This is a genomic window from Paenibacillus sp. 1781tsa1 (genome assembly GCF_024159265.1).
Lineage (GTDB): Bacteria > Bacillota > Bacilli > Paenibacillales > Paenibacillaceae > Paenibacillus.
Genome location: NZ_JAMYWY010000001.1, coordinates 489531 through 513026 on the forward strand (window position 1 = coordinate 489531; position 23496 = coordinate 513026).

The 23496-nt window shown below is 47.0% G+C and carries 21 protein-coding genes and 2 riboswitches; all 21 genes read left to right on the top strand.

Features of this window, described 5'->3' with window-relative positions; translation table 11 throughout:
• Nucleotides 1-19 precede the first annotated feature (19 nt).
• The 21 genes from NKT06_RS02360 to NKT06_RS02460 all read left to right on the top strand — a co-directional run bounded on the left by NKT06_RS02360 (nucleotide 20) and on the right by NKT06_RS02460 (nucleotide 23465).
• Nucleotides 20-610: a DUF1572 family protein gene (locus tag NKT06_RS02360; RefSeq protein ID WP_253429447.1), complete on the top strand. Its 591-nt coding sequence runs from the start codon at nucleotides 20-22 to the stop codon at nucleotides 608-610.
• Complete coding sequence (locus tag NKT06_RS02365) at nucleotides 607-1200, top strand: histidine phosphatase family protein (RefSeq protein ID WP_253429449.1); 594 nt, start codon at nucleotides 607-609, stop codon at nucleotides 1198-1200. Before NKT06_RS02360 ends, NKT06_RS02365 begins: the two co-directional genes overlap by 4 nt.
• A complete protein-coding gene (locus tag NKT06_RS02370; RefSeq protein WP_253429451.1) occupies nucleotides 1201-2034 on the top strand; it encodes a DUF2785 domain-containing protein in 834 nt (277 codons plus the stop codon).
• A 37-nt stretch (nucleotides 2035-2071) separates the two neighbouring features.
• Nucleotides 2072-2788 carry a 5-oxoprolinase subunit PxpB gene (pxpB, locus tag NKT06_RS02375; protein ID WP_253429453.1) on the top strand — a complete coding sequence of 239 codons (717 nt, stop codon included), beginning with the start codon at nucleotides 2072-2074 and terminating at the stop codon, nucleotides 2786-2788.
• Nucleotides 2785-3819, top strand: a complete 1035-nt coding sequence (locus tag NKT06_RS02380) for a 5-oxoprolinase subunit C family protein (RefSeq protein ID WP_253429455.1) — start codon at nucleotides 2785-2787, stop codon at nucleotides 3817-3819. Before pxpB ends, NKT06_RS02380 begins: the two co-directional genes overlap by 4 nt.
• Nucleotides 3816-4589 (top strand): LamB/YcsF family protein, encoded by a 774-nt coding sequence (locus NKT06_RS02385; protein WP_253429456.1) that lies wholly within the window; start codon nucleotides 3816-3818, stop codon nucleotides 4587-4589. The genes NKT06_RS02380 and NKT06_RS02385 overlap by 4 nt, the downstream gene beginning before the upstream one ends.
• An 85-nt stretch (nucleotides 4590-4674) precedes the next feature.
• Entirely contained in the window at nucleotides 4675-5133 is a 459-nt protein-coding gene (locus NKT06_RS02390; RefSeq protein WP_253429458.1) for an NUDIX domain-containing protein, read from the top strand.
• Between the two features lie 651 nt (nucleotides 5134-5784).
• Nucleotides 5785-6201: a pyridoxamine 5'-phosphate oxidase family protein gene (locus NKT06_RS02395; RefSeq protein WP_074093246.1), complete on the top strand. Its 417-nt coding sequence runs from the start codon at nucleotides 5785-5787 to the stop codon at nucleotides 6199-6201.
• Between the two features lie 477 nt (nucleotides 6202-6678).
• Nucleotides 6679-8928, top strand: a complete 2250-nt coding sequence (locus NKT06_RS02400; protein ID WP_253429460.1) for a bifunctional 2',3'-cyclic-nucleotide 2'-phosphodiesterase/3'-nucleotidase — start codon at nucleotides 6679-6681, stop codon at nucleotides 8926-8928.
• 215 nt (nucleotides 8929-9143) lie between these two features.
• Nucleotides 9144-10202 carry an EAL domain-containing protein gene (locus NKT06_RS02405; RefSeq protein WP_253429461.1) on the top strand — a complete coding sequence of 353 codons (1059 nt, stop codon included), beginning with the start codon at nucleotides 9144-9146 and terminating at the stop codon, nucleotides 10200-10202.
• 173 nt (nucleotides 10203-10375) lie between these two features.
• Nucleotides 10376-12463 (top strand): methyl-accepting chemotaxis protein, encoded by a 2088-nt coding sequence (locus tag NKT06_RS02410; RefSeq protein WP_253429463.1) that lies wholly within the window; start codon nucleotides 10376-10378, stop codon nucleotides 12461-12463.
• Between the two features lie 187 nt (nucleotides 12464-12650).
• On the top strand, nucleotides 12651-13943 hold the full coding sequence (locus tag NKT06_RS02415) for an arsenic transporter (RefSeq protein ID WP_253429465.1): 1293 nt from the start codon (nucleotides 12651-12653) through the stop codon (nucleotides 13941-13943).
• A 591-nt stretch (nucleotides 13944-14534) separates the two neighbouring features.
• A complete protein-coding gene (locus NKT06_RS02420) occupies nucleotides 14535-14678 on the top strand; it encodes a hypothetical protein (RefSeq protein ID WP_253429467.1) in 144 nt (47 codons plus the stop codon).
• 99 nt (nucleotides 14679-14777) lie between these two features.
• The gene (locus NKT06_RS02425) at nucleotides 14778-15704 is read left to right on the top strand and encodes a phosphate ABC transporter substrate-binding protein (RefSeq protein ID WP_253429468.1); all 927 of its coding nucleotides are present in this window, start codon (nucleotides 14778-14780) and stop codon (nucleotides 15702-15704) included.
• Between the two features lie 115 nt (nucleotides 15705-15819).
• Nucleotides 15820-16755 (top strand): phosphate ABC transporter permease subunit PstC, encoded by a 936-nt coding sequence (gene pstC, locus NKT06_RS02430; RefSeq protein ID WP_017690972.1) that lies wholly within the window; start codon nucleotides 15820-15822, stop codon nucleotides 16753-16755.
• 2 nt (nucleotides 16756-16757) lie between these two features.
• On the top strand, nucleotides 16758-17645 hold the full coding sequence (pstA, locus tag NKT06_RS02435; protein WP_105601638.1) for a phosphate ABC transporter permease PstA: 888 nt from the start codon (nucleotides 16758-16760) through the stop codon (nucleotides 17643-17645).
• Nucleotides 17646-17657: 12 nt separating this feature from the next.
• Nucleotides 17658-18413, top strand: a complete 756-nt coding sequence (pstB, locus tag NKT06_RS02440; protein WP_253429470.1) for a phosphate ABC transporter ATP-binding protein PstB — start codon at nucleotides 17658-17660, stop codon at nucleotides 18411-18413.
• Between the two features lie 239 nt (nucleotides 18414-18652).
• The gene (locus NKT06_RS02445; protein WP_253429472.1) at nucleotides 18653-19630 is read left to right on the top strand and encodes a phosphotransferase enzyme family protein; all 978 of its coding nucleotides are present in this window, start codon (nucleotides 18653-18655) and stop codon (nucleotides 19628-19630) included.
• 352 nt (nucleotides 19631-19982) lie between these two features.
• Nucleotides 19983-20107, top strand: a riboswitch (glycine riboswitch).
• A 4-nt stretch (nucleotides 20108-20111) separates the two neighbouring features.
• Nucleotides 20112-20247, top strand: a riboswitch (glycine riboswitch).
• 112 nt (nucleotides 20248-20359) lie between these two features.
• Nucleotides 20360-21049: an L-serine ammonia-lyase, iron-sulfur-dependent subunit beta gene (gene sdaAB / locus NKT06_RS02450; RefSeq protein ID WP_253429474.1), complete on the top strand. Its 690-nt coding sequence runs from the start codon at nucleotides 20360-20362 to the stop codon at nucleotides 21047-21049.
• Nucleotides 21039-21983: an L-serine ammonia-lyase, iron-sulfur-dependent, subunit alpha gene (sdaAA, locus tag NKT06_RS02455; protein ID WP_253429476.1), complete on the top strand. Its 945-nt coding sequence runs from the start codon at nucleotides 21039-21041 to the stop codon at nucleotides 21981-21983. Before sdaAB ends, sdaAA begins: the two co-directional genes overlap by 11 nt.
• A gap of 267 nt (nucleotides 21984-22250) precedes the next feature.
• A complete protein-coding gene (locus tag NKT06_RS02460) occupies nucleotides 22251-23465 on the top strand; it encodes a YhgE/Pip domain-containing protein (protein WP_253429478.1) in 1215 nt (404 codons plus the stop codon).
• Nucleotides 23466-23496 lie beyond the last annotated feature (31 nt).

Sequence of the window (23496 nt, forward strand, 5' to 3'; positions counted from 1 at the left end):
TCCGAAGGGTGGTTAACGGATGGATATGAATCAGGTTTTTCTGGAGACAGCGGAGAAGCAATTTCTGTATTACAAGCAGCTCGGAGAAAAAGCCATGGCACAATTGGAGTCCGAGCAGTTGTTTCAATCCTGGAATGAAGACGCGAACAGCATCGCTGTAATTGTAAAACATCTCTGGGGCAATATGCTGTCCCGTTGGACCGATGTACTGACAACAGATGGTGAGAAACCGTGGCGTGAACGAGATGCCGAATTCGTGAATGATATTGCTTCCCGGGAAGAGTTGCTCGCCAAATGGGAAGAAGGCTGGACATGCCTACTCGAATCCATTCGTTCGTTTACCCCGGAACAATTGTCTCACATCGTATATATTCGCAATGAAGGACATACCGTCATGGAGGCTATTATTCGGCAATTGGCGCACTATCCATATCATGTCGGACAGATTGTATTTGCCGCCAAAATGCTTAAAGAAACAGCGTGGGACAGTCTCTCAATCCCGAGAAACGGGTCTGCTCAATATAATGGCGGCAAATTTGCCAAGCCGAAGGCACGTAAACATTTTACAGAAGATGAAATTCATATTGAAAAAGGTGAGGAACTACAATGACTGAAATTGCATTGATTCGTCATGGAAGCACAGCGTGGAACAAGGAAAAACGTTCGCAGGGACAGACGGATAATCCGTTGGATCAGGATGGAAGGGAACAAGCGGTTTTACTTGCTGCGAGACTGGCTGAGGAATCCTGGGATGCCATCTATGCGAGTGACTTGGAGCGTGCAAGTGAGACCGCTCGCATCATTGGTGACCGCTTGGGCATTCAGGAGATCCATCTGGACTCTAGACTTCGCGAGATGGGCGGAGGACAGGTCGAAGGAACGACGGAAGAGGAACGGTTAGCCAAGTGGGGAGCGGACTGGAGTACCCTGGATCTGGGACGGGAGCTTGCAGATGCAGGGGCTGTTCGAGGCAGTGCGGTGCTTGAAGAGATTGTACAGCAGCACCCTGATGGAAAAGTAATCGTCGTCAGTCACGGAGCCGTCCTGCGGAATACATTACGAGGTCTGGTGCCTGAACTTGATATTAGCGTGAAGTTGTCCAACACATCCATTACGCGGATTGCTAAGAAAGATGATACATGGCAATGCGAACTGTACAATTGCAGCGTGCATTTGAATTCGTCCAAGGATTCACAATAGATGGATGCTCTGACGTTAAAGCAAAAATTGCAGCATATCCAGTCAGCTAATCGTTCCATTAATAACGAGGAACAGCCTTACGAATTGGCGCTGCATATGTTAAAACATATTGGCAGTCCTGACCCTGTCCTGCGGGATGAATTGATCTATGTTATTTTTGCAACCTGGATTGGACAGGGTGTATTTTCGGAAGACCAGCTAAGGCATGTGTTGCAGTTGGCGCTGGACGATCAGCATCTTTTCTATGGCATCGGAGAGCAGGGAACAGACAGTGTGTTTACACGGACATTCTCCGTTTTATTACTGCCTCCAATTCTGAATGTGGATCGTGAGAAGCCTTTCCTGAACGAGGAGGATATCGCAGGGATTCATCATCGGTTGATTACATATCTGGAATGTGAAAAAGATCTTCGCGGCTATGTCGATGATAAGGGCTGGGCGCATGCCCCCGCACATGCGGCGGATGCGGTTGAAGACCTGGCTCAGTCGCCATATCTGGAGCGAATGGATCTGCTGGAACTTCTGCATGCAATCAGTCGGAAAATAACCGAATCAAGTGAAGTTTACCTCCATGATGAAGATCAGCGAATAGCGCATGCCATAATAACCATTCTTCGTCGCAATCTGCTGGAGCAAAAAGATATTACGTTGTGGATGAATTCTCTTCATCAAGGGGATATGGCAGTGAACAGATCACTTCTGGAAACCAGTCATAGGAACCTGAATGTGCGTCTGTTTTTGCAGACACTGTATCTTGCGATACGTACAGAAGAAGACGAGCCGTTTCCGGCGGTTCGTTCACTAGTATTGCTGACATTGGAGAGAGAGAAATAACGATACGCTAAACGTGTGGACAAAGGGGAGATGGCGCATGAGCGAATTACCGTATGCTTGGACAGAGGAGATCTTATTTCCGCTGGGTGAGACAGCCGTTATCATCGATTGCGGGGATCATTTGTCTGACGCGGTGCAACGCAGAGTGATGTCTGTATGTGCATTGCTGGAAAAAAGCACTCTGCCAGCCATGATCGAATGGGTGCCTTCATACACGTCCGTTACACTATTTTATGATCCGTTCATCTCCCCGTACCCCGAGTTATGCCGTACTCTGCTTCAGCAGTTGAATCAATTGAAGGAATCCCTACAAGACAAGTTCAGAACGGTTACTATTCCTGTATGTTACGGTGGCGAATGGGGGCCAGATCTGGACTATGTTGCCAGTGAGCATGGACTGACTTCAGAGGATGTTATTGCAATTCACACATCCGGGGATTATCTCGTACATATGATTGGATTCGCACCAGGTTTTCCGTATCTCGGTGGGTTGTCTGAACAGATTGCTACGCCCAGAAGGGCAACGCCAAGGCTTCGGGTCGAGGCCGGTACAGTAGGAATTGGTGGCAAACAGACGGGAATCTATCCGGTGGACACACCCGGAGGATGGCAATGTATTGGACGAACGCCACTCCGGTTGTTTCGGCCGGATGAGAATGTACCGAGTTTGCTGGCAGCAGGTGATCGGGTTCGATTTGAACAGATTACGAAGCAGGACTATCTGGCGTTGAAGCGGATGGAGGGCGAGCGATGAGTATTGAAGTGATTCGTCCTGGGCTGTTATCTACCATTCAGGATGAAGGCAGAACCGGCTATCGCAGGTATGGTATTCATCCTGGCGGGGTCATGGACACCTTTGCAGCCAGAGCCGCCAATATGCTTGTGGGCAACCCCCGCAATGTGGCAGTGCTGGAGATGACGATGACGGGGCCGGAGCTCCGATTTCAGGAGAGCCAGCTAGTCTCATTATGTGGGGCCGATCTGTCCGCAACCGTGGATCATTTGCCTGTACCTTTGTGGCGTCCTGTGCTGGTGCGGGCTGGAAGTGTACTGAAGTTCGGCCCTTGTCGTCATGGCTTGCGTTGTTATCTGGCGTTTGCGGGCGGAATAGCTGTGCCTGAAGAGATGGGCAGCCGAAGTACAAATCTCAAGACAGGTCTTGGCGGTTTGGAAGGAAGAGCTCTGCATGTGGCAGACCTGTTATCTACAGGTGAACCTTCTGGTGAAGCGCAAGGTTGGATGAAGCGTATGGAGCAGCAGGTAGAAGAGAGTGAGTGGGACCGCCGAATATTGGCGCCTGCGTGGTTCTTATCTGAACGTGAAAGACCTGACTATTATGGGAGATCTGTTATTCGTGTGATGGAGAGCAAGGATAGCTCGCTGTTCAGCGAGGCGAGTCTGGGACATTTCTATGCCGAAAAATACGTGATCTCTCCGCAATCCGATCGGATGGGCTATCGCTTGCAAGGCTCCAGACTGGAGCTGAATCAGCCGCTGGATCGGCTGTCTGAAGCCGTTACCTATGGCACGGTACAGGTGCCACCAGACGGTCAGCCCATTATCTTGATGGCAGATCATCAGACCATTGGAGGTTATCCTGTTATAGCGCAGGTAGCACAGGTGGATATGCCAATCTTGGCTCAGGCCAGGCCGGGAAACCAAATTTCGTTTGAACAGATTACGCATGATCAAGCCCGGCAGTTGTACATGGAACAGGAATGCAACATGCAACTCATGGATAAGCTGATACGCAGAAGAATGGTAGGAATGGAGAGTACGAAATGAATACCTCAAAAAACTTGGATATCAATTGTGATCTGGGCGAAAGTTATGGTATATATCGCACGTTATCGGACGAAGCCATTCTGCCCTTGATTACATCAGCCAATATTGCCTGCGGGTTTCATGCAGGGGACCCGGCTACGATGCGGATAACGGTGGAGAGGGCATTGGAGCATCAGGTGGCAATTGGAGCCCACCCCGGGTTGCCGGATCTGCAAGGGTTTGGCAGAAGACGTATGGACATTACCCCACGGGAAGCATATGACATGGTGGTGTATCAGATCGGTGCGCTGGATGCCTTTGTCCGTGCAAGTGGGGGGCGAATGCATCACGTGAAACCGCACGGTGCCTTATACAATATGGCTGCAGAAGATACGAAGCTTGCTGAAGCCATCGTGGAAGCGATCTATCAAGTACAGCCTGATCTGTATTTGTATGGTCTGGCGGGCAGTGAGCTGATCCACGCTGCGGATCGCATCGGCATGCGCAGTGTGAGCGAGGTGTTTGCGGATCGAACCTATGGGGCGGATGGTAAGCTAACCCCTCGAAGCCTGGCGGGTGCTGTCATTGAAGAGTCGGGACAAGCGATTGCTCAAGTGATCCAGATGGTGAAAGACGGAGTGGTTGTATCCACGGATGGCACGCGGGTTTCCATTAAGGCAGAGACGGTCTGTATTCACGGTGACGGAGCGAATGCTCTAGCATTTGCTCAAGAGATTCGTCGTGTGCTGGAATCGGAAGGCATACAGTTATCCGCGCATACAACGGGATGATACGCCTGTTCAGCAGAATAATAGTATTATGAGGTTGAACGGATGGAACTTTGAAATTTTGAAAGTTAAGGAGTGAAAGAACAGAATGAAACCCATACGCAACTCGGCAAAGGCCGTCATTGTGCAGGATGGAAGATTGCTGGTCATCCGGCTGGAAGACCAATATGGTACCGCTTATGTATTTCCAGGTGGAGGACAGGAGAAAGGTGAAGAACTCAAGGATGCTGTCGCGCGCGAATGTCTGGAGGAGATTGGTCAGGCTGTGAACGTGGGAGAGTTGTTACATATTCGAGAGTATATCGGAAAAAATCATGAATTCGCCGAGTGGGATGCAGATATCCACCAGGTTGAATTTTATTTTGCGTGCAGCCTGATCAATCCGGAGGCAACTATTTTTGAAGGCTCCAGTCCTGACGACCACCAAGTCGCCGTGGAATGGATTGCAATTGAAGAGCTGTCTCAGGTTCGTTTATATCCAAAAACCATTGGTGAGTTACTGCTTAAATCGGGTTCTTCATCAATCTATCTTGGAGATTTGAATTAAAATGATTATAGGAGTCATACGGGCTAATGCCTTTATGTAAACATTTTTATAAAGTACTTTTCCAATTTTGTCACGTTTGCATACCTGTTCATGGGATTCACCACAGGTGAGGTGGGTACACTATAAGTACAGGCTTATTACACCTAATGTAAGTTGACTGTACTTATACACAGCAACGGAGCGGATAAAACCTAAAGAAGCGAAACCTTGTAAGTAAGTACAGGTTTCTGTTTGAACTTTAGCTTACCCACTCCTCAAATTTGGGAGAACGGTAGACGTAGCGGAGGGGACGGAATCGATTCTGAGGAAGCGAAGCGTTCGCATGTATCTTGAATTTTTATTCATATACCTTTTGGAATTAAGCATTCACACGATAACGGAGAGGACAGAAGAAACCTGAAAAAGCGAAGCGCTCGCCTTTATCAACGGATTTTTCCCTTTGAGAGAAGGGAATCAGAAAATCTGGGGATAACAGCGATTGGAAGGTTGTTCTGTCATCGTAGTGCCAGTGTGAATCGTTTTTAGTCCAATGTGTATGAGAACAATATCAAGATTGTTGCGTGATAACAGCGATCCAAAGAACGATCCGTACCCGGAACGGCCGCCTACAACGTTCTCCAAATACCCCCAAAACCGAAAGGAGCACTTCCCATGAACCAGACTGAATTGGAACAAAACATTGTAAAAGCTTTGGAAAACAACCCTTTTTGCAGCTTCTCGACTGTGGAGAATGGTAAACCGAAATCCCGCTATATGGCGCTTTTCAACGATGGACTGAACATTCATCTGGCAACGAACCGTCGTACACACAAAGTAGAGGAACTGGAGAATAATCCGAATGTTAGCCTGCTGCTTGGTTATGAGGCTGGTGGTTCCAAAGAAGTCGTTGAGATTGAAGGAACCTGTGAAGTGACCAAGAACGAAGGTTTGCGTGAGCAAGTATGGAACGACGAACTGAAGGCGTGGTTCGATGGACCTAATGATCCGAACTATGTCATTCTGGACATCACCCCGACTCGTATTGAATATACAGGAAAAGATCATGAACATCATGTGTGGGAACAATAATCCAAATATGAACATAACCTCTGCAAAATAGCGTCCTTATGCGGAATACGCGCAGAGTTCAATCCAACCGTGAAAGCCTTTAAGGTTTCACGGTTTTTGGTATGAATGAATAACGATGAATTGGATATACATGTAAGACACATGTAATATACGTATTTTAAAGATAATAAGTACGATATACCTACTAAAATGTTGAAAATAATGTCGAAATCACGCATGATAATGTAAACTGGCCTAGGTATGTGCGGGTAATGTAAAAAAATAATGCTTTTCAATGGCTGAACATTGCGTTATGATTTGGAATGTAAACGACAAGCACAGACATAAATAGATGTTCATGTGAGATAAACTTACCTGAAATTCCGATGCATGTCATCAGAGCGTCAGTACGCACAACCCATGAGATCTATCTTTTTTCTGCGCTCTTCGTTTGCCCAATAATGCATGATTCAATGTACATAACCGGGAGGGGTTATTTTGAAAACGAGTAAAAAAGTATTATCAAGCCTGACTGCCGCTTTGGTTGCATTAAACGTGCTTGCGGTGTTTCCGGTACCTGTATCGGCTGCGGATGCTGCCAAAGTTAAACTGCGGATCATGGAGACAACAGACATTCATGACAATCTGATTAACTACGACTATTATTCCGACAAAGAGACAGACCAGTATGGCCTTGCCAAAACAGCTACACTGATTAAGAAAGCACGTGATGAAGCCAAGAACAGCTTGCTGTTCGACAATGGTGATCTGATTCAGGGTAACCCGCTGGGAGACTATGTGGCGAAGATTGATCCACTGAAAAAGGGTGAGACTCACCCTGTATATAAAGCGATGAATCTGCTCGATTATGATGCAGGTAACATCGGTAACCATGAGTTCAACTATGGTTTGGACTTCCTGGACATGACGCTGGAGGGAGCGAACTTCCCTTACATTAATGCCAATGTCTATGTAGACGATGGTGATGATGATGAGACGAATGACAAGAATTACTTCACACCGTATGAGATTTTGGATAAAAAAGTAACGGACGAGACTGGCAAAGAACATACGATCAAAGTGGGTGTGATCGGGTTTGTACCGCCACAAGTTATGCAGTGGGACAGCGCTAACCTTGAAGGCAAAGTCATCGCCAAGGATATTATTGCTACCGCGAAAAAATTCATTCCAAAAATGAAGGCTGAAGGTGCCGACATTATTGTAGCCATTCCTCACTCCGGATTTGAAGATATCCCTCAAACGGATCTGATGGAGAACTCCGTATTGTACCTGAGTCAGGTAGAAGGCATTAATGCCATTTTGTTTGGACATGCTCACAAAGTATTCCCAAGTGCTGATTTTGTAGGCAAAAAAGGGGTAGACCTTGAGAAAGGTACAATCAATGGTGTTCCTGCTGTAGAGCCAGGTTTCTGGGGTGATCATCTGGGTATTATTGATCTGGATCTGGAGCTGGTTGATGGCAAATGGAAAGTGGTCGATTCCAAAACGGAAGCACGCCCAATCTATGACACTGCCAACAAAAAGCCACTGGTAGATGCGGATCAGGACATCATTGATGCGGTTCATGAAGAGCATGAAGGTACATTGGAGTATGTTCGTGGTCCGGTGGGCGAAACGACTGCGCCTATCAACAGCTTCTTCGCTCTGGTTCAGGATGATCCATCCATTCAGATCGTAACGAATGCACAGAAATGGTATGTCGAAAAACATATGCAAGGTACGGAATACGAGAAAATCCCTGTATTGTCCGCAGGTGCACCATTCAAAGCCGGTGGACGTTCAGGCGCTTCGTACTACACGAATATTCCTAAAGGCACCATTGCGATCAAAAACGTTGCTGACCTGTACGTATATCCAAATACGGTACATGCTGTAATGGTTAACGGCGCAGAACTGAAAGAATGGCTGGAATGGTCTGCAGGCCAGTTCAACCAGATTGACCCGGCCAAAGGTGGACAACAACAACTGATCAATAATGACTTCCCAACGTACAACTTCGATGTTATCGATGGGGTAACGTATCAGATTGATGTGACCCAACCAGCCAAATACGATAGCAAAGCTACGATCGTTAATGCATCCGCAAGCCGGATCAAGGACCTGAGCTTTAACGGGAAACCGATTGACCCAGCGCAAAAATTCATTGTAGCGACAAATAACTACCGTGCTTCTTCATCCAAACTGGCTAACCCGGACGGCAAACGGATCGTTCTGGCTGCACCGGATGAGAACCGTCAAGTGATCATCGACTACATCCGTGAAAATAAAACAATTAATCCGGCAGCGGACGGCAACTGGTCCCTGGCACCAATCAAACCATCTGCGAGTGTAACCGCAGCAGCGCTGAACGATCTTGAAGTTGTGTTTGCTTCTTCCCCGGATGCGAAAGGTCTGGTTGAAGCGAATCCGGCGATGTCGTTCATCGGTACGAACAAAGAAGGTTTTGCAGAGTATGGCTTGAAACTGACAGGTGAAGCAACGACAACACCTGAAACCGGTACGAAGCCAGCTCCAACGCCTAAACCAACTCCAACACCAACGCCTAAGCCACAACCAGAGAAACCGGCAACCAATAACAAGGTTGTATACGTGGTGAAAAAAGGGGATAACTTGTACCGCATCGGTTTGAAATATGGTGTGGACTGGCGCAAGCTTGCGACAGCGAACAAAATCTCAAATGTGCATAACCTGAAAGTTGGACAGAAAATCGTGATTCCCGCTTCTTAAAGTTTAATAAGCGGTGAGGAGGAGACCGACAGTCATCAGACTGTCGGTCTTTTTTCTGCAAATTTGAATATATTTGTTCCAAGAACCGTCATACAGGAAGTCATCAAAACAGTAGAGATTAATTTTAAGACCCATGATATAATATTTACAAACTTTGGGTATATACAAGTGAACATTAATGGACATGGAATCTAAATTGGCAAGGGGGGTCCTACATGAATTGCAGTGGCTGCAGTCCAATCTATCCTATAGAGGGCCAAGGTACCTTGTACTTGCGTCCCATTTCCCCCGCTTTGCTGGAAGCGCTACAAACGCCGGGAAGACTTATCGAGACGTCGGATGACATGATGTGGATGCATTTTTCTAATCTTGAGACGGTTCAGAATTTAATAGAAAAGATCGGCGAGATGGATCCAACATTACGTGATTCCCTAACCGTTCAGATTATGCCTTTATACGAACAGGTGAATGAAGAAAGCTGGATTAGTCTAACCATGCAAGAGTCCCGTTTCAAACATGCGGAGCTTGTTTCCATTATTCTGGAGCATCAATTCAGCAGTCATATGCAACCTATCGTTGATGCATCGGAGCAGATTATCGGATATGAGTTTTTGCTTCGTCCTGCTGAGAATGGAAAATCCTTCAGTTCCTATGAATTATTTGAAGTTGCGCGCGAAACCGGACTACATTCTTTTCTGGATCGAACGGCGCGTATTACTGCTATTGAGACCAGTGCTGTTTTTTTACCACATGGTGTCAAACGCTTCGTAAATTTCCTGCCTTCCTCCATATATAATCCCGAATATTGTCTGACACATACGTTTGAAGCGATTGAACGTCTTTCGCTGGACCCTAAAGATTTTGTGTTTGAAGTCGTGGAAACAGAGCAGATTCAGCATATGCCCATCTTGCAGCAGATATTTGAGGTGTATCGTTCCCGTGGAATGTCGGTTGCACTGGATGATGTGGGTGCCGGATATTCGACAATAGAGTTAATGAATCGGTTAGAACCGGATTTTGTCAAAATAGATCGAAGTCTTATTGACCGTTGTGATCAGGATTCGACCAAACAACAGCAAATTCTTCATATTGTTGAGATGTCGAGTCGATTTGGAGGGCAAGTCCTTGCCGAGGGGATCGAACGAATGGAAGAGTTTGAATTCTGTCGTTCCATAGGTATTGAGCTTGCACAGGGCTACTATTTTGGTAAACCCTCGGCACAACCCCCAGGCGGTCCGTACTCCAATACTTCAGCTAATTCATGGAATAATTAGTAACCTGTACCTTGTACAAGTCGCTTCTGATCAGAGGTGGCTTGTTTGGCGTGCCTGCATAATTTTCTCGCAAATAAATCCCCTCATTTAGCCGATATATAAGATAAGCCTTTTAGATTCATTCATACATAAAAAGAAAGAGGGCATTTTTACATTTAGAGGGGGAGAAAGACATGAGTGAAACTCAGGATAACAAACCAATGAAAGCAGCGAAACCTGCCAAACCAAAACATAATCAAAATAAAAAGAAGAAAAAGAAAGGTTTCGTCTGGAATATAAGGAACAAACTATTGGTCTCCTTCCTGGCCGTTCTGCTCCTGCCAAGTTTAGCGATCGGCTTAATCACACTAACGATGGCTGAAGATGGCGTACAAGGACAATTAGTGGATAGTGCCAAGCAAAGTGTGAGCACGGCCAATACCATTGTAGAAAGCCAAGTGAATTACAAGATCCATGACATTAACTATTTCGCGGATGCCCTTGATCCGAGCCTGATCAAAGGGGAGAACGATAGTCCCGAGCTTCAGTTGAAGCTGGAGCAATATCTGGGCTTGCATCCCGATGCCATGAACATTTTTGTAGGAACAACGGACGGAGTCATGGTTCGAGGTAAGCCAACAGCGAGCAGTACGCGGGGAGATGCATATGATCCTAGGGAGCGGGAGTGGTACAAACTAGCGATGGAAAAGCCAGGCACAGCCGTTGTATCCGCTGTGTCTGTCAATACCGATGGCGTTGCCGTTGTATTTATTTCTAAAACATTAAAGGACCAATCCGGTGTTGTCGGTTTGTCTCTGGATCTAACAGACCTGCAAGAGCAAGCATCCATTAAGGTGGGTAAAGAAGGCTACGTCATTATTTTGGATGCAAACAAAAATTATGTCGTATCCCCTGTAGCAGATGCCGGTACACAGGAAGCGAGCGGTTTGCTGGATGAAATGTATGAGGGTAAAGAAGGTCAATTCGATTACGTATTCGACGAGCAGCCGAAAACGATGATCTTTGCTACCAATGAAGCAACGGGATGGAAAATTGCCGGCACGATGTTTAAAAGTGAAATAACCAATGCGAGCAAGGACATTCGCATGATTACATTGATAGTGATCCTCGCAGCAACATTCCTTACGCTCATCTTTATTATCTGGTTCACACGCTCCATGCTGCGTCCGATCAAACGACTTCAGGAGTCGGCCAGAGCGGTTAGTAAAGGTGACTTGACCGTGAAAATGGAAACCGGGCGTAAAGATGAAGTCGGGGAACTGGCAAAATATTTTGAACGAATGGTCGATAACCTGCGGATGATGATTCTTGGTGTACAGGAAACGACAGAGCAAGTATCTGCTTCTTCTCAAGAGTTGTCTGCCAGTGCAGAACAAACGACGAAAGCGATTGAACATTCAACACAGGCCATTCAGGAACTGGCCGAAGGTGCTGAACAGCAGGTAAACAGTGTGAAAGACGGATCGGGACAGATGAGCCGAATGGCCGAAGATGTTCGGATGATGTCTGAGCGTGTGCAATCCATTACGGCGAATATGCGGAATACGTCTGGAGCGGCTTCTTCTGGGAATGAGGCAGCAGGACAGGCTGTGGAGCAGATGAACAGCATCCAGCAAACCGTGGAGCAGCTGGGAACTGTGGTTCAATCTCTGAATGCTCGTTCCGTTGAGATTGGTAGCATGGTGGATGTCATTGCATCCATCTCCAAACAAACGAACTTGCTCGCATTGAATGCTTCTATTGAAGCGGCCAGAGCAGGGGATGCAGGTCGTGGTTTTGCAGTTGTAGCCGGTGAGGTACGCAAACTGGCAGAAGAATCCGGAAGCTCGGCAGCGCAGATCGGTCAGGTCGTTCATAATATCCGTCAGGACATGGATGCCGCTCTAATCGCCATGAATGCGGCTCAGACTCGGGTGGGAGAAGGAATTCAGGCCGTGAATACGTCTGGACAATCCTTTGCTCAGATTCGGGAGGCGGTGGAAGATGCGGTTCATACATTGGATGACTTGTCCGCAACAACGAAACAACTGGAGAGTGGGGCATCCCACGTTGCCAAGGCGATGAGCGATATTTCGAATGTGACCCAGGAATCGGCTGCGAATACAGAATCCGTGTCTGCATCTTCGCAAGAACAACTGGCATCGGTAGAAGAGATTGCATCATCGTCGGCACATCTGAACAGTATGGCGGAACAATTGCAGGGATTGCTGGGCATGTTCAAGATGGTAGAGGATACGCCGAAGGATAAGGGCAAAGAATAAATTCCAGCATTTTATCAACATAATTTACCACAACTTTTATATATAGAAGAAAATAAAGATAGACAATGTTCCTGTAGCCCTGTATAAATATATCGTCTGGTTATTCCGCGCATATAGCGGTGTAATCTAACAATATAAGATCGAATTATTGAATAATATATTGATACAGGGTACAGCAGGAGGCTTTATGGTATACGTAGCAATACTGATTTTTGTAGTGACAATCACCTTGGTAATCTGGCAACCTCGTGGGTTGGGCATCGGTTGGACAGCCTCAGGTGGGGCATTACTTGCCCTGTTGTGCGGAGTCGTCAGCTTGAACGATGCCTCGGATGTGGCATCCATTGTATGGAATGCAACGCTGGCCTTTGTCGGCATTATTATGATTTCTCTCATTCTCGATGAGACGGGTTTCTTCGAATGGGCTGCCCTTCATATGGCAAGGCTGGCTGGAGGAGACGGTCGCAGACTATTCTTCTACTCCATTCTGTTGGGAGCGGCGGTGTCTGCCTTGTTCGCAAATGACGGTGCCGCGCTCATTCTGACGCCAATTGTGCTGGCAATGGTGCGTGCATTGAAGTTTGATGAGCGTATGGTGCTGGCTTTTGTGATGGCGAGTGGGTTTATCGCGGATACTACATCGTTGCCGCTGGTCGTCAGCAATTTGGTTAACATTGTGTCTGCTGATTTCTTTGGCATTACATTTGTGGAGTATGCGGTACGCATGGCTGTGCCGAATCTGATCTCGATCGTAGCGAGTACGGGGATGTTGTTTTTGTTCTATCGCAAAAGCATACCTCTTCGCTATGATATTTCAGCAGCGCGTGATCCGAAGGAAGCAATACGTGATCCGCGGATGTTTCGAATCGCTTGGTTCATGCTTGGGCTGTTACTGGTTGCCTATGCATCCAGTGAGTTTCTGCCGATTCCCGTGTCGGTTATCGTGGGCTCCGTTGCGCTGCTGTTCGCTTTATTGGCACGCAAGAGCGAGGCTGTTGATCTGAAACGAGTAATTAAGGAAGCGCCATGGTCGATTGTGGTGTTCTCGGTGGGCATGTATATCGTCGTATATGGACTGCGTAATGCGGGGTTAACGGATCATCTGAGCCGCTGGCTGGATGCCATAGCAGAGCATGGTCTGCTGGCTGCTTCGCTCGGGATGGGCATCATCGCTGCTGTATTATCATCGGTGATGAACAACCTGCCGACCGTGTTGATTAACCTGCTAGCCATCCAGGGCGCGCATACCGAAGGTATTATTCAGGAAGCATTGATCTATGCCAATGTCATTGGTTCCGACCTGGGTCCCAAAATGACCCCGATTGGATCTCTTGCCACATTGCTATGGCTGCATGTGTTATCCCGCAAAGGTGTGAAGATTACATGGGGTTATTATTTCAAGGTAGGCATCATCCTGACCATTCCCACCTTGTTAATTACTCTAGCTGGGCTGGCATTGTGGTTATGGATCCTAGGTTAGTAAAATTAGATTTTACATTAAGTATTAATAAGATAATCTGTTGTATTGTAAAAGCTGCTCTCACAGCCGGTGCTACGCACTGGCAGTGAGGCAGTTTTTTAGTTTCCTCTTCTGTTTCTTCTATAGAAGAAATGGAAATTCTCCATCTCTATTAAGTACCTAACCAATTACATAAGGGGCTGTCTCAAAAGGAATTCTGCTTCGCTCCAAGCGCTAATGAACCTACCGCACCTTAAAAGGCAGATCATCAAAGGTTGCAAGATTTAACGAACCTCAGTAACGCTATTTCGTCATAAAAGTGCTTCAAAACCTAAAAAATCAACTAAATCAACGAAATAACGTCTCTGAGATTCGTTAGTTCTCAGATCTGGGCAAATGGGAGCGAATAGCGTGTGTCAGGTTCATTAAAACAAAATAACACTAAATGAGGATGTCCCCCGTCATATTCATGACTTATGGGACATCCTCTTCTTTGCCTACTTCCCAGGCAGGAGATTGAAATGCCTGAGATTCAACGAGCGCTGACACAGCGAAGGGAACGGAACGATTGTAGAAAAGCGAAGCGTTCGCCTTTATCCCCGGATGTATTCCTTGGAAAAAGTAAATCATATAAATCCGGGGATAACAGCGATTGAAACAATGTCCGTTCCCGAAGCGGCCAATTCAGCGCAATTTGTCTCAAATGATTTTCAATATGCTGCCGATATTTTTAACATTGCGTTTACAAAACACTGATTTTAAGATGACATACCGAAACTACAATAAGTAAAGAGTTGATGGTGAACAAACAAATTCACAAAACGCCATCACTACATTGGGGGAGGAAAACAAAACATGTTTAAAAAGTTGCCGTTTATTTTGATGACCTTAACGTTCGTACTGGTGCTCGCTGCATGCGGATCGAAAAATGACGCGGGTACAGAGGGTGCTGCAAGCAATGGATCAGGGGAAGCTGCTGCTGAGCTTAGCGGTAACATTCTGGCAGTCGGATCGACAGCATTGCTACCTCTGGTAGAACAAGCTGGACAGAAATTTATGGCAGTTGATGAATATAAGAACGTAACGGTTCAAGTTCAAGGTGGCGGTAGTGGTACTGGCTTGACGCAAGTATCTGACGGACAAGCTACAATCGGTAACTCTGATGTATTCGCAGAAGAGAAACTGGAGGACGAAGCCAAAGTAAAAGAACTGGTTGACCATCAAGTAGCCGTAGTAGCTATGGCTCCAGTTAGCAACAAAGATGCAGGTGTAGAAGATTTGACGAAGCAACAACTGGTCGACATTTTCTCCGGTAAAGTGAAGAACTGGAAAGACGTTGGTGGCGCGGATAAAGCAATTGTTATTGTAAATCGTCCAAGTAGTTCCGGTACTCGTGCAACGTTCGAGAAGTATGCATTGGGTGCAAAAATGGATGATATCCAAGGTTCGATTCAAGAAGATTCTTCTGGTAACGTAAAAAAATTGGTAGCTGAAACGCCAGGTGCTATTGGTTACCTTGCCCTGTCTTACTTGGATGACAGCTTGCAAGTGTTGAAATACGAAGGTGTAGAAGCAACAGTTGAGAACGTAGAAGCAGGAACTTATCCAGTATGGGCTTACGAGCACATGTACACAAAAGGTGAGCCAGATGCAGCAACAAAAGCTTTCCTGGACTACATCCTGAGTGACGAAATTCAACAAAACGACGTGACAGAACTTGGATACATTCCAATGTCAGGTATGAAAGTAAAACGCGATGCAGCAGGTAATGTGGTTCAATAATCTTTGAACTTGCGCATACAGCGAAAGAGGCGGACTTAGGTCCCGCCTCTTTACGCGGTTTGCTCTGAAATAATCCCATATTTTTCATTAATTCTACTATAGAAGGATGGTTGTTATGGAACAGACCGAAGGGGGAACGGTAATGAATAACAAGTTGAAACCGCGCCGGCCCTTAAAAGAGAAACATTATTGGGAAGAGTGGACGGGACGGATCTATACGTCGATTTGTGTCGTTTTCCTGATCGTTGTCATGTTTTCCATTGTTTATTTTGTAGCGTCCAAGGGTCTGTCCACATTTTTCCAAAACGGAATAAGCATAAGTGAATTCCTTGGTGGAAAGACGTGGAATCCGACTGGAGAACCTGCGTTCTACGGAGCATTGCCGTTCATTACAGGTTCTTTCATTACAACCTTGCTTGCAGCATTGATCGCTAGTCCACTTGGCCTGTGTGCAGCACTCTTCATGACAGAGATTGTACCGGGTAAAGGGAAAAAGATATTGCAGCCCGCGATTGAGCTCTTGTCTGGAATTCCGTCCGTTGTGTACGGATTTATCGGTCTGAGTGTCATCGTACCTTTGCTGCGCAGTATCTTTGGTGGAACAGGCGTCGGGATTGCAGCCGGATGTCTTGTTCTCGCGGTAATGATTCTTCCTACGGTGACAAGTATTATGGCAGATGCGTTGTCTGCTTTGCCAAAAGGATTGCGTGAATCCTCGTACGCACTGGGTGCCACTCGCTGGCAAACCATCTACCGTGTCATCATTCCAACGACTTTGCCAGCTTTGTTGACAGGTGTCGTTTTGGGTATGGCTCGTGCTTTTGGTGAGGCCCTTGCTGTGCAGATGGTTATCGGTAATGCACCGCATGTTCCAACATCCTTGCTCGAATCGGCTTCAACATTAACAAGTGTAATTACACTCAGCATGGGTAACACCACGATGGGTTCTGTTCATAACAATGCACTGTGGAGTATGGCGCTTGTCCTGCTGGTGATGACATTTGTCTTCGTCATTCTGGTTCGCCTGCTTGAGAGGAGGAACCGGGTATGAAAATGAAGGCAAAGACGGTAGATAAGATTGCAACATCCGTTATCGTTGTATTGGCCCTGTTCATTGTTATTATATTGCTCGGTCTGCTTGGCTTCATCATGTATAGAGGAATTGGACATATTAGCTGGAACTTCCTGACGAGTGCACCACAGTTGCTTAAGGGTGGCGGCGGGATTGGTCCACAGCTCTTTAACTCTATATTCTTGCTTGTCCTGACATTAATTGTGACCATCCCACTCGGATGGGGCGGCGGAATTTACATGGCGGAATACGCCAAGCCAGGCAAGATTACCAGCTTCATTCGTCTTGTCGTTGAAGTGTTGTCATCATTCCCTTCCATCGTTATCGGTTTGTTTGGTCTCTTGTTGCTAGTCAATCAATTTGGTCTTGGTTTCTCTCTGATCTCGGGTGCCTTGGCTCTGGCGATCTTTAACTTGCCACTGATGGTGCGGACAACGGAGCAGGCTTTCCGGGCCGTTCCGAAGGAACAGAAGGAAGCAGGTCTGGCACTTGGATTGTCCAAGTGGAAGATTATCACTTCCATTCTGCTGCCTGTGGCATTGCCGAGTTTGATTACGGGTACGATTCTGGCATCGGGCCGGATCTTTGGTGAGGCGGCCGCGTTGATGTTCACCGCAGGTATGAGTAGTCCGCCACTGGACTTTACAGATTGGAATCCGACGAGTCCAAGATCACCACTTAATCCTTTCCGTCCGGCAGAAACACTTGCTGTTCATATCTGGAAAGTGAATAGTGAAGGCATTGGCCCGGATTCCAAAGAAGTGGCAGCAGGGGCATCCGCCGTGCTTGTCATTCTCGTGCTGGCGTTCAATCTAAGTGCACGCTGGATCGGTCGGGTTGTATTCCGCCGCATGACAGCTTCGAAATAAGGAGGAACCAACATGGCCATACCTTTTGGTACGGAACAGTTAAGCATATATTATGGACATTTTCAGGCGGTCAAGCAGATCAGTCTCACATTTCCCGAAGCGAGCGTAACGGCGCTTATCGGGCCGTCTGGCTGCGGTAAATCTACGTTCCTACGGTCGCTTAACCGAATGAACGACGAGATTGCCGGTTCCCGCACAGAGGGACATATCTGGATGGACGGTAACGATCTGAATGAGCCTGGAACCGATGTAATCAAGCTTCGCCAGAAGATTGGCATGGTGTGGCAGAAGCCAAATCCTTTTCACAAGTCCATCTACAACAATATCGCGTTTGGCCCCCGCTACCGTGGTACGAAGAGTAAGAAGGCACTGGATGAGATTGTGGAAAAAAGCTTGCGTCGTGCTGCGCTCTGGGACGAAGTGAAAGACAGGCTGAATGAATCAGCCCTGTCTCTCTCAGGTGGACAACAGCAGCGTCTATGTATCGCCCGCGCCCTGTCTGTTGATCCGCAGATTCTGCTGCTCGATGAGCCTGCATCTGCACTTGACCCGGTATCCACGGGTAAAGTTGAAGAATTGATTACCGAGCTCAAGAAGGAGCTGCGGATTGTTATTGTTACCCATAACATGCAGCAGGCAGCACGTATTTCGGATTATACAGCTTACTTCTATCTGGGAAGCATGATTGAGCACGGGGATACAGAGCATATCTTCACGAACCCGGACAATCGCTTGACCCAAGAATACATTATGGGTCGTTTTGGTTAATTGGATCATGGAGTGTCACATAGGGCAACAGACAGAGAAATGAAGAAATAAATAGAGACAAAAGAAGCACAATGCCTGGACGCTTGTTCGGGAGTTGTGCTTTTTTTAATTTATAATTTTAGTGGAATTTTCTGTATGCGGGATAAACATTATGCTACGATATTCAGTAATAAGAGAGCGTTTACACAACTTCGAAGGAGATGTTGATAATCACTACGAATCAGAGGTCTTATGACCACATGGCAACCGATATCATACAGAATTACACGATTGAAAAACCTGTCGTTTCTTATATTCGTCACAATGAGAACCTGACGTATCATGTCGTTGATGAAGCAAGCGGGCAGAAGTATCTGCTGCGTATCCATCAAGCTGCATATGCAAGTATGTCAGGCATTCAGCACACGCCTCCTGCACTGGAGGCAGAGATGAACCTGCTTCATGAGTTAAATGCAACGACAGCATTACGCGTACAACATCCGGTACGCAATGTATCGGGAGATTGGGTCACGTTATGGACAAGTGAAGCAGGTAAAGAAATCTGCTGTACAGTACTGGAGTGGATTGAGGGCAGGGACATCCAGCAGGGAGAACGCCTGACAACAGAGCAGATATATGATCTTGGTGCGCAACTACAGATGCTTCATCAGTATGGGCGTGTGCAGAATCAGACAGATCGAACAAAGGTACGGCCGACATATGGCAATATCCCTGAGAATTTGGTCATGCTAGGGCAGCTGGAGGAAGGTGTCCGATTGGGAATTTTTACAACGGAAGACTTCAATCTGCTTCGGGAGACGTTTGAGAACATTAACGAGCAGCTAGCAACGTACCCACAGCAGGCGGGGACATGGGGAATCATTCATGGGGATATTACTCGCAATAATCTGCTGATAACGGATCAGGGAATGTCCATGATTGATTTTTGTCTACACGGTTATGGTTATTATCTTTTCGATGCCGGAGGGGCAGCGCTTATGTTCAATCGGGAGGAACGTGACATATTCTTATCCGGATACACAAAAAAGATCGCACCACTGACGGATCGTGATATACGATTAATGGAAGGGTTCATGTTGATCTTTACACTTGGTTATTATGCTTTTCAGATGGCGAACGAGTCTAGGCACGAATGGATGAAAGATCGCATGCCGAAGCTATGTAGCAAGTATTGCAGACCATATGTACAGAACGAGAGTATCTTCTACGAACTGTGATTTATAATCCGGGTGTGCAGATCCTTAAGGGCTATGAATAGTGTAGCTCAAAGATATGGTTGCCTGAATACCCGAACAGTTTCGTGGACATTATCATAAATAGTAGTAAGCGCTTTATGAATTGAAGGAAAATGAAATAAGCTGTTTAAAAGTTCTTTTTATCGTATTAATGTGATGAAATCTGACAAAATATTCTGGTTTTCATCGGTTCAATCGAAAATGAAGGAAATACATCCAAAGATATCGTTAAGTTTGTTGACACTGATCTTCCGGTCGATTAATCTTAATGAAGAAGAATGAACAATTTCCATTACTGTTCTGACATACGCTCAGAATGGTTCCATACAGCGGATGATAACGAGCGGGAGAGACCTGAGTTAGCCGACCAAAATGGCTATTGTTCAGGCACCGAAGGAGCAAGCTGCTGCGCACCCAGCCCAGTGGTTAATCTCTCAGGTAAATGTACCATCGTTGGACGCAACTCTGGAGAGTGCGCGAACTGCGCCACCCAAGGGGTATATGATCAGTCAGTCCGGTGACTTGTCTGCAATTGCAGGCCATGCACCTTGTCGTGAGACACTGCTGAATCGTGAAACTCTCAGGTATCGAGGACAGAGAGAGGGCCTGAGGCCTTCTTCTGTCCTTTTTTGATGTCATCATTCAGTAATAAAGGAACATTATGGCATGGGATCTGGATGCAAATGACGAATACAATTGGAGGGTTATAAGGTGCGATTTAAAGATGTTTTCTCAATTATTGGTCCGTCGATGACGGGGCCTTCAAGTTCACATACAGCTGGAGCAGCAAGGCTGGGAAGAATCGCTCGTCAGTGGCTAGGTTGTACGCCTGAACGTGCCCGGCTGACACTATACGGTTCATTCGCTGATACGTATCAGGGGCACGGAACAGATCTGGCACTGATCGGTGGTCTTTTGGACTATGTCACAGACGATCCACGTATCCCGGATGCAGAGCAATACGCAGAGGAAGCGGGCATGGAGGTTGAGTTTTATACAAGCGGCCTGCCTGCTCCTCATCCCAATACGGTCAAAATTGAGTTGTGGCATGAAGGACGTACATGTTCCTTAATCGGTGCTTCTATTGGTGGTGGTAGTGTATCGGTGCATGCGATGAATGATTTTCGTGTTCAGATTAGTGGTGAGTTTCCGACACTCGTTCTGCGACATGCGGACAAAGCAGGAGTGCTCGCCTCGGTAACGTCCACGATCAGTTCATCCGGGGTTAACATCGGGTATATGCAGGTGGACCGGAAAGCCCGTGATGGCGAAGCGCTTACTGCGATGGAGATGGACGGCGTGCCGAATCCGGATATGCTCAAGCGTCTGAAGGAGCTGGATCATGTACTGGACATTCGTGTCATCGATTTGAAGAGAGGAGTTGATTCGGATGCGATTTAAACATTTACACGAACTGAATACGATCTGTACAGCGGAATCCAAAACGATTGCTCAACTGATGATCGAGGAGCAGGTTCAGGAGACCAATACACCGGAAGCGGATGTTGTGAAGCAGATGTCTGAATATTATCAGGTGATGAAGGAAGCGGTACGTAAAGGGTTAACGGAAGATACCACATCACGCAGTGGATTAACGGGTGGAGACGGTAAAAGAATGGCCGAGTACATTCGCAAGGGTGAGACTTGCTCTGGTGATGCTTCCGCACTTGCCATGGCGTATGCCCTGTGTGTATCTGAAGTGAATGCCTCCATGGGCCGGATTGTCGCAACACCAACAGCCGGTTCCTGCGGCATCATCCCTGGTGTGTTTATCAGCTCACAGGAGCGATTTGGCTGGACGGACGAACATCTGGTGAACGGGTTGTTCTGTGCAGGGGCGATTGGTTATGTCATTGCCAACAATTCATTTATCTCTGGTGCGGAAGGTGGCTGTCAGGCAGAAGTGGGTTCCGCGATCGGCATGGCTGCGGGTGCCATGGTTGAACTGCGTGGAGGTACACCGGAGCAGGTCGTTCATGCCGTAGGCCTGGCGTTAAAAAATACACTGGGCCTTATCTGCGATCCGGTCGCAGGCCTCGTTGAAATTCCGTGCATCGTCCGTAACGGACTGGGTGCCGTCACGGCACTGGCTGCGGCCGACATGGCATTGGCCGGAGTGCGTAGTGCCATTCCGTCAGATGAAGTCATTGACGTTATGCTGGAAGTAGGCAGTGCGATGCCGAGCCGCCACCGGGAGACGGCCCAAGGCGGACTGGCCCAGACACCAACTGGCCGCAAAATGATGCAGAAGCTGGCTAAACCGAAGGCAAAGCGTGCAGAGCCTGAGACGGAGTCCGCGACTGAAAATGAAAATGACGTAGAACCTAAGGCGTAATAGAATCGGTATGAATTAAATCTAACTTAACGCTATCTCATGTAGTCCTTAGTCTTGATTATTAAAGGTGATGCAGCGCTCTTTGCATGATACGAAAGGCCGATACAAACTCTTCCTGGTGAAGATTTGTATCGGCTATTTTTGTCTTTTACAACAAACAAAATAAAAACATATTGACGTTTTATATATCGTATTGATATATTAACAATTGTCATATATCAATACGATATATAAAAGAGCGAAACAAAACTAAAGGAGATGGTTAAAATGAAAGGAATTATCCGAACGAGTCTGCTGTTTTTGAAAAATGGAGCGACTATTGTGGGTCTAATTACGGCAGTGCTATTTCAGGTTTTCTTTAACATCATCTGGCTTAGCGGATACGATCGGGTTAATGAAAGAATGACTGAGTTGGCTGTCACGATCGTGAATGAAGATGGGGTGGCAGCTGAGCCAGTGGCGGAGTCTTTGGCAGCAGGGCTGGATTTCGAGATCATACCATCCGAATCGATGGAAGAAGCGAGACAACTGTTAACGGACAGGGAAGTATACATGATCATTGAGATTCCATCCGGTTTTATGCAGCAGACAGGAGACTTGTCGAAGACGGTGGCAGTCAATTATGTGATGAACGAATCGAACGTGGCTACCGTGAAAAGTGTGATGCAGAACGTAGCCGCACAGGTTACAGCGACATTGAATCGTGAAGTACAACAGAATAGCATTCGCGGAGTGCTGAATCAGTCCGGTATGCCTGCCGATCAGGCCGATGGGTTGGCGCTGGGGTTATCCTCACGCGTGGAGGCTGAGGTGGTGCGACTAAACCCTGTTGATAATTTTTCCTTTTCCATGGTACCGATGTTGATTGTAACGGCTACGTTTACCGGAGCGATGTTGCTTGGCATGAATCTGCAGAAAGTTTCTGGTGAATTGAGTGGCAGGGCAGGGAAGTGGGAGCGCTTCTGGGCACGTAACATCGTTAATCTTGGTGCGGCATTTATCGTTTCGCTCGTTGGATCGGGGATGATGCAAATTATGGGGGTATCGTCAGCAGACGGTTGGTTCATGTTATGGCTGTTCCAGTTACTAATCACCATATCTTTTCTATTCATGGCTCAGTTGAGCCTGCAGTTGCTTGGCAATGCTGGGGCTTGGTTAAACAGTGCTCTGTTGCCTCTATTGATGCTGTCCTCGGGATCAACGATTCCGCGAGATGTAATGCCTGAGTTCTACCAATTTATCGGTCATTATCTGCCAGCGACTTATGCCGTAGAGGGGATGATGAACCTTGTGCTCGGAGGAAACGGGATCGGCCGAGATGCGATGTTGCTCGCCGTAATCGGCGGAGTAACACTGACTTTGGGTGCACTTTGCACCTGGATCAGACGCTCCGGCCCGGCACGTTCTGAACCTCGTAGGGAGAACCAGCCTGTTGCTGTGCCGGTCGCTCTAAAAGCAACCGTTTCGTCATCTGATCATTGAACAAGGGGTACTGATTGTGATACGTTAAGGG

Coding starts and splice junctions, on each gene's coding strand:
- pstB (WP_253429470.1), top strand. CDS start 17,658: ATGGCCATACCTTTTGGTACGGAACAGTTAAGCATATATTATGGACAT.
- NKT06_RS02410 (WP_253429463.1), top strand. CDS start 10,376: ATGAGTGAAACTCAGGATAACAAACCAATGAAAGCAGCGAAACCTGCC.
- NKT06_RS02370 (WP_253429451.1), top strand. CDS start 1,201: ATGGATGCTCTGACGTTAAAGCAAAAATTGCAGCATATCCAGTCAGCT.
- NKT06_RS02380 (WP_253429455.1), top strand. CDS start 2,785: ATGAGTATTGAAGTGATTCGTCCTGGGCTGTTATCTACCATTCAGGAT.
- NKT06_RS02460 (WP_253429478.1), top strand. CDS start 22,251: ATGAAAGGAATTATCCGAACGAGTCTGCTGTTTTTGAAAAATGGAGCG.
- NKT06_RS02390 (WP_253429458.1), top strand. CDS start 4,675: ATGAAACCCATACGCAACTCGGCAAAGGCCGTCATTGTGCAGGATGGA.
- pstA (WP_105601638.1), top strand. CDS start 16,758: ATGAAGGCAAAGACGGTAGATAAGATTGCAACATCCGTTATCGTTGTA.
- pstC (WP_017690972.1), top strand. CDS start 15,820: ATGGAACAGACCGAAGGGGGAACGGTAATGAATAACAAGTTGAAACCG.
- NKT06_RS02415 (WP_253429465.1), top strand. CDS start 12,651: ATGGTATACGTAGCAATACTGATTTTTGTAGTGACAATCACCTTGGTA.
- sdaAA (WP_253429476.1), top strand. CDS start 21,039: ATGCGATTTAAACATTTACACGAACTGAATACGATCTGTACAGCGGAA.
- NKT06_RS02425 (WP_253429468.1), top strand. CDS start 14,778: ATGTTTAAAAAGTTGCCGTTTATTTTGATGACCTTAACGTTCGTACTG.
- pxpB (WP_253429453.1), top strand. CDS start 2,072: ATGAGCGAATTACCGTATGCTTGGACAGAGGAGATCTTATTTCCGCTG.
- NKT06_RS02385 (WP_253429456.1), top strand. CDS start 3,816: ATGAATACCTCAAAAAACTTGGATATCAATTGTGATCTGGGCGAAAGT.
- NKT06_RS02365 (WP_253429449.1), top strand. CDS start 607: ATGACTGAAATTGCATTGATTCGTCATGGAAGCACAGCGTGGAACAAG.
- NKT06_RS02360 (WP_253429447.1), top strand. CDS start 20: ATGGATATGAATCAGGTTTTTCTGGAGACAGCGGAGAAGCAATTTCTG.
- NKT06_RS02395 (WP_074093246.1), top strand. CDS start 5,785: ATGAACCAGACTGAATTGGAACAAAACATTGTAAAAGCTTTGGAAAAC.
- NKT06_RS02445 (WP_253429472.1), top strand. CDS start 18,653: ATGGCAACCGATATCATACAGAATTACACGATTGAAAAACCTGTCGTT.
- NKT06_RS02405 (WP_253429461.1), top strand. CDS start 9,144: ATGAATTGCAGTGGCTGCAGTCCAATCTATCCTATAGAGGGCCAAGGT.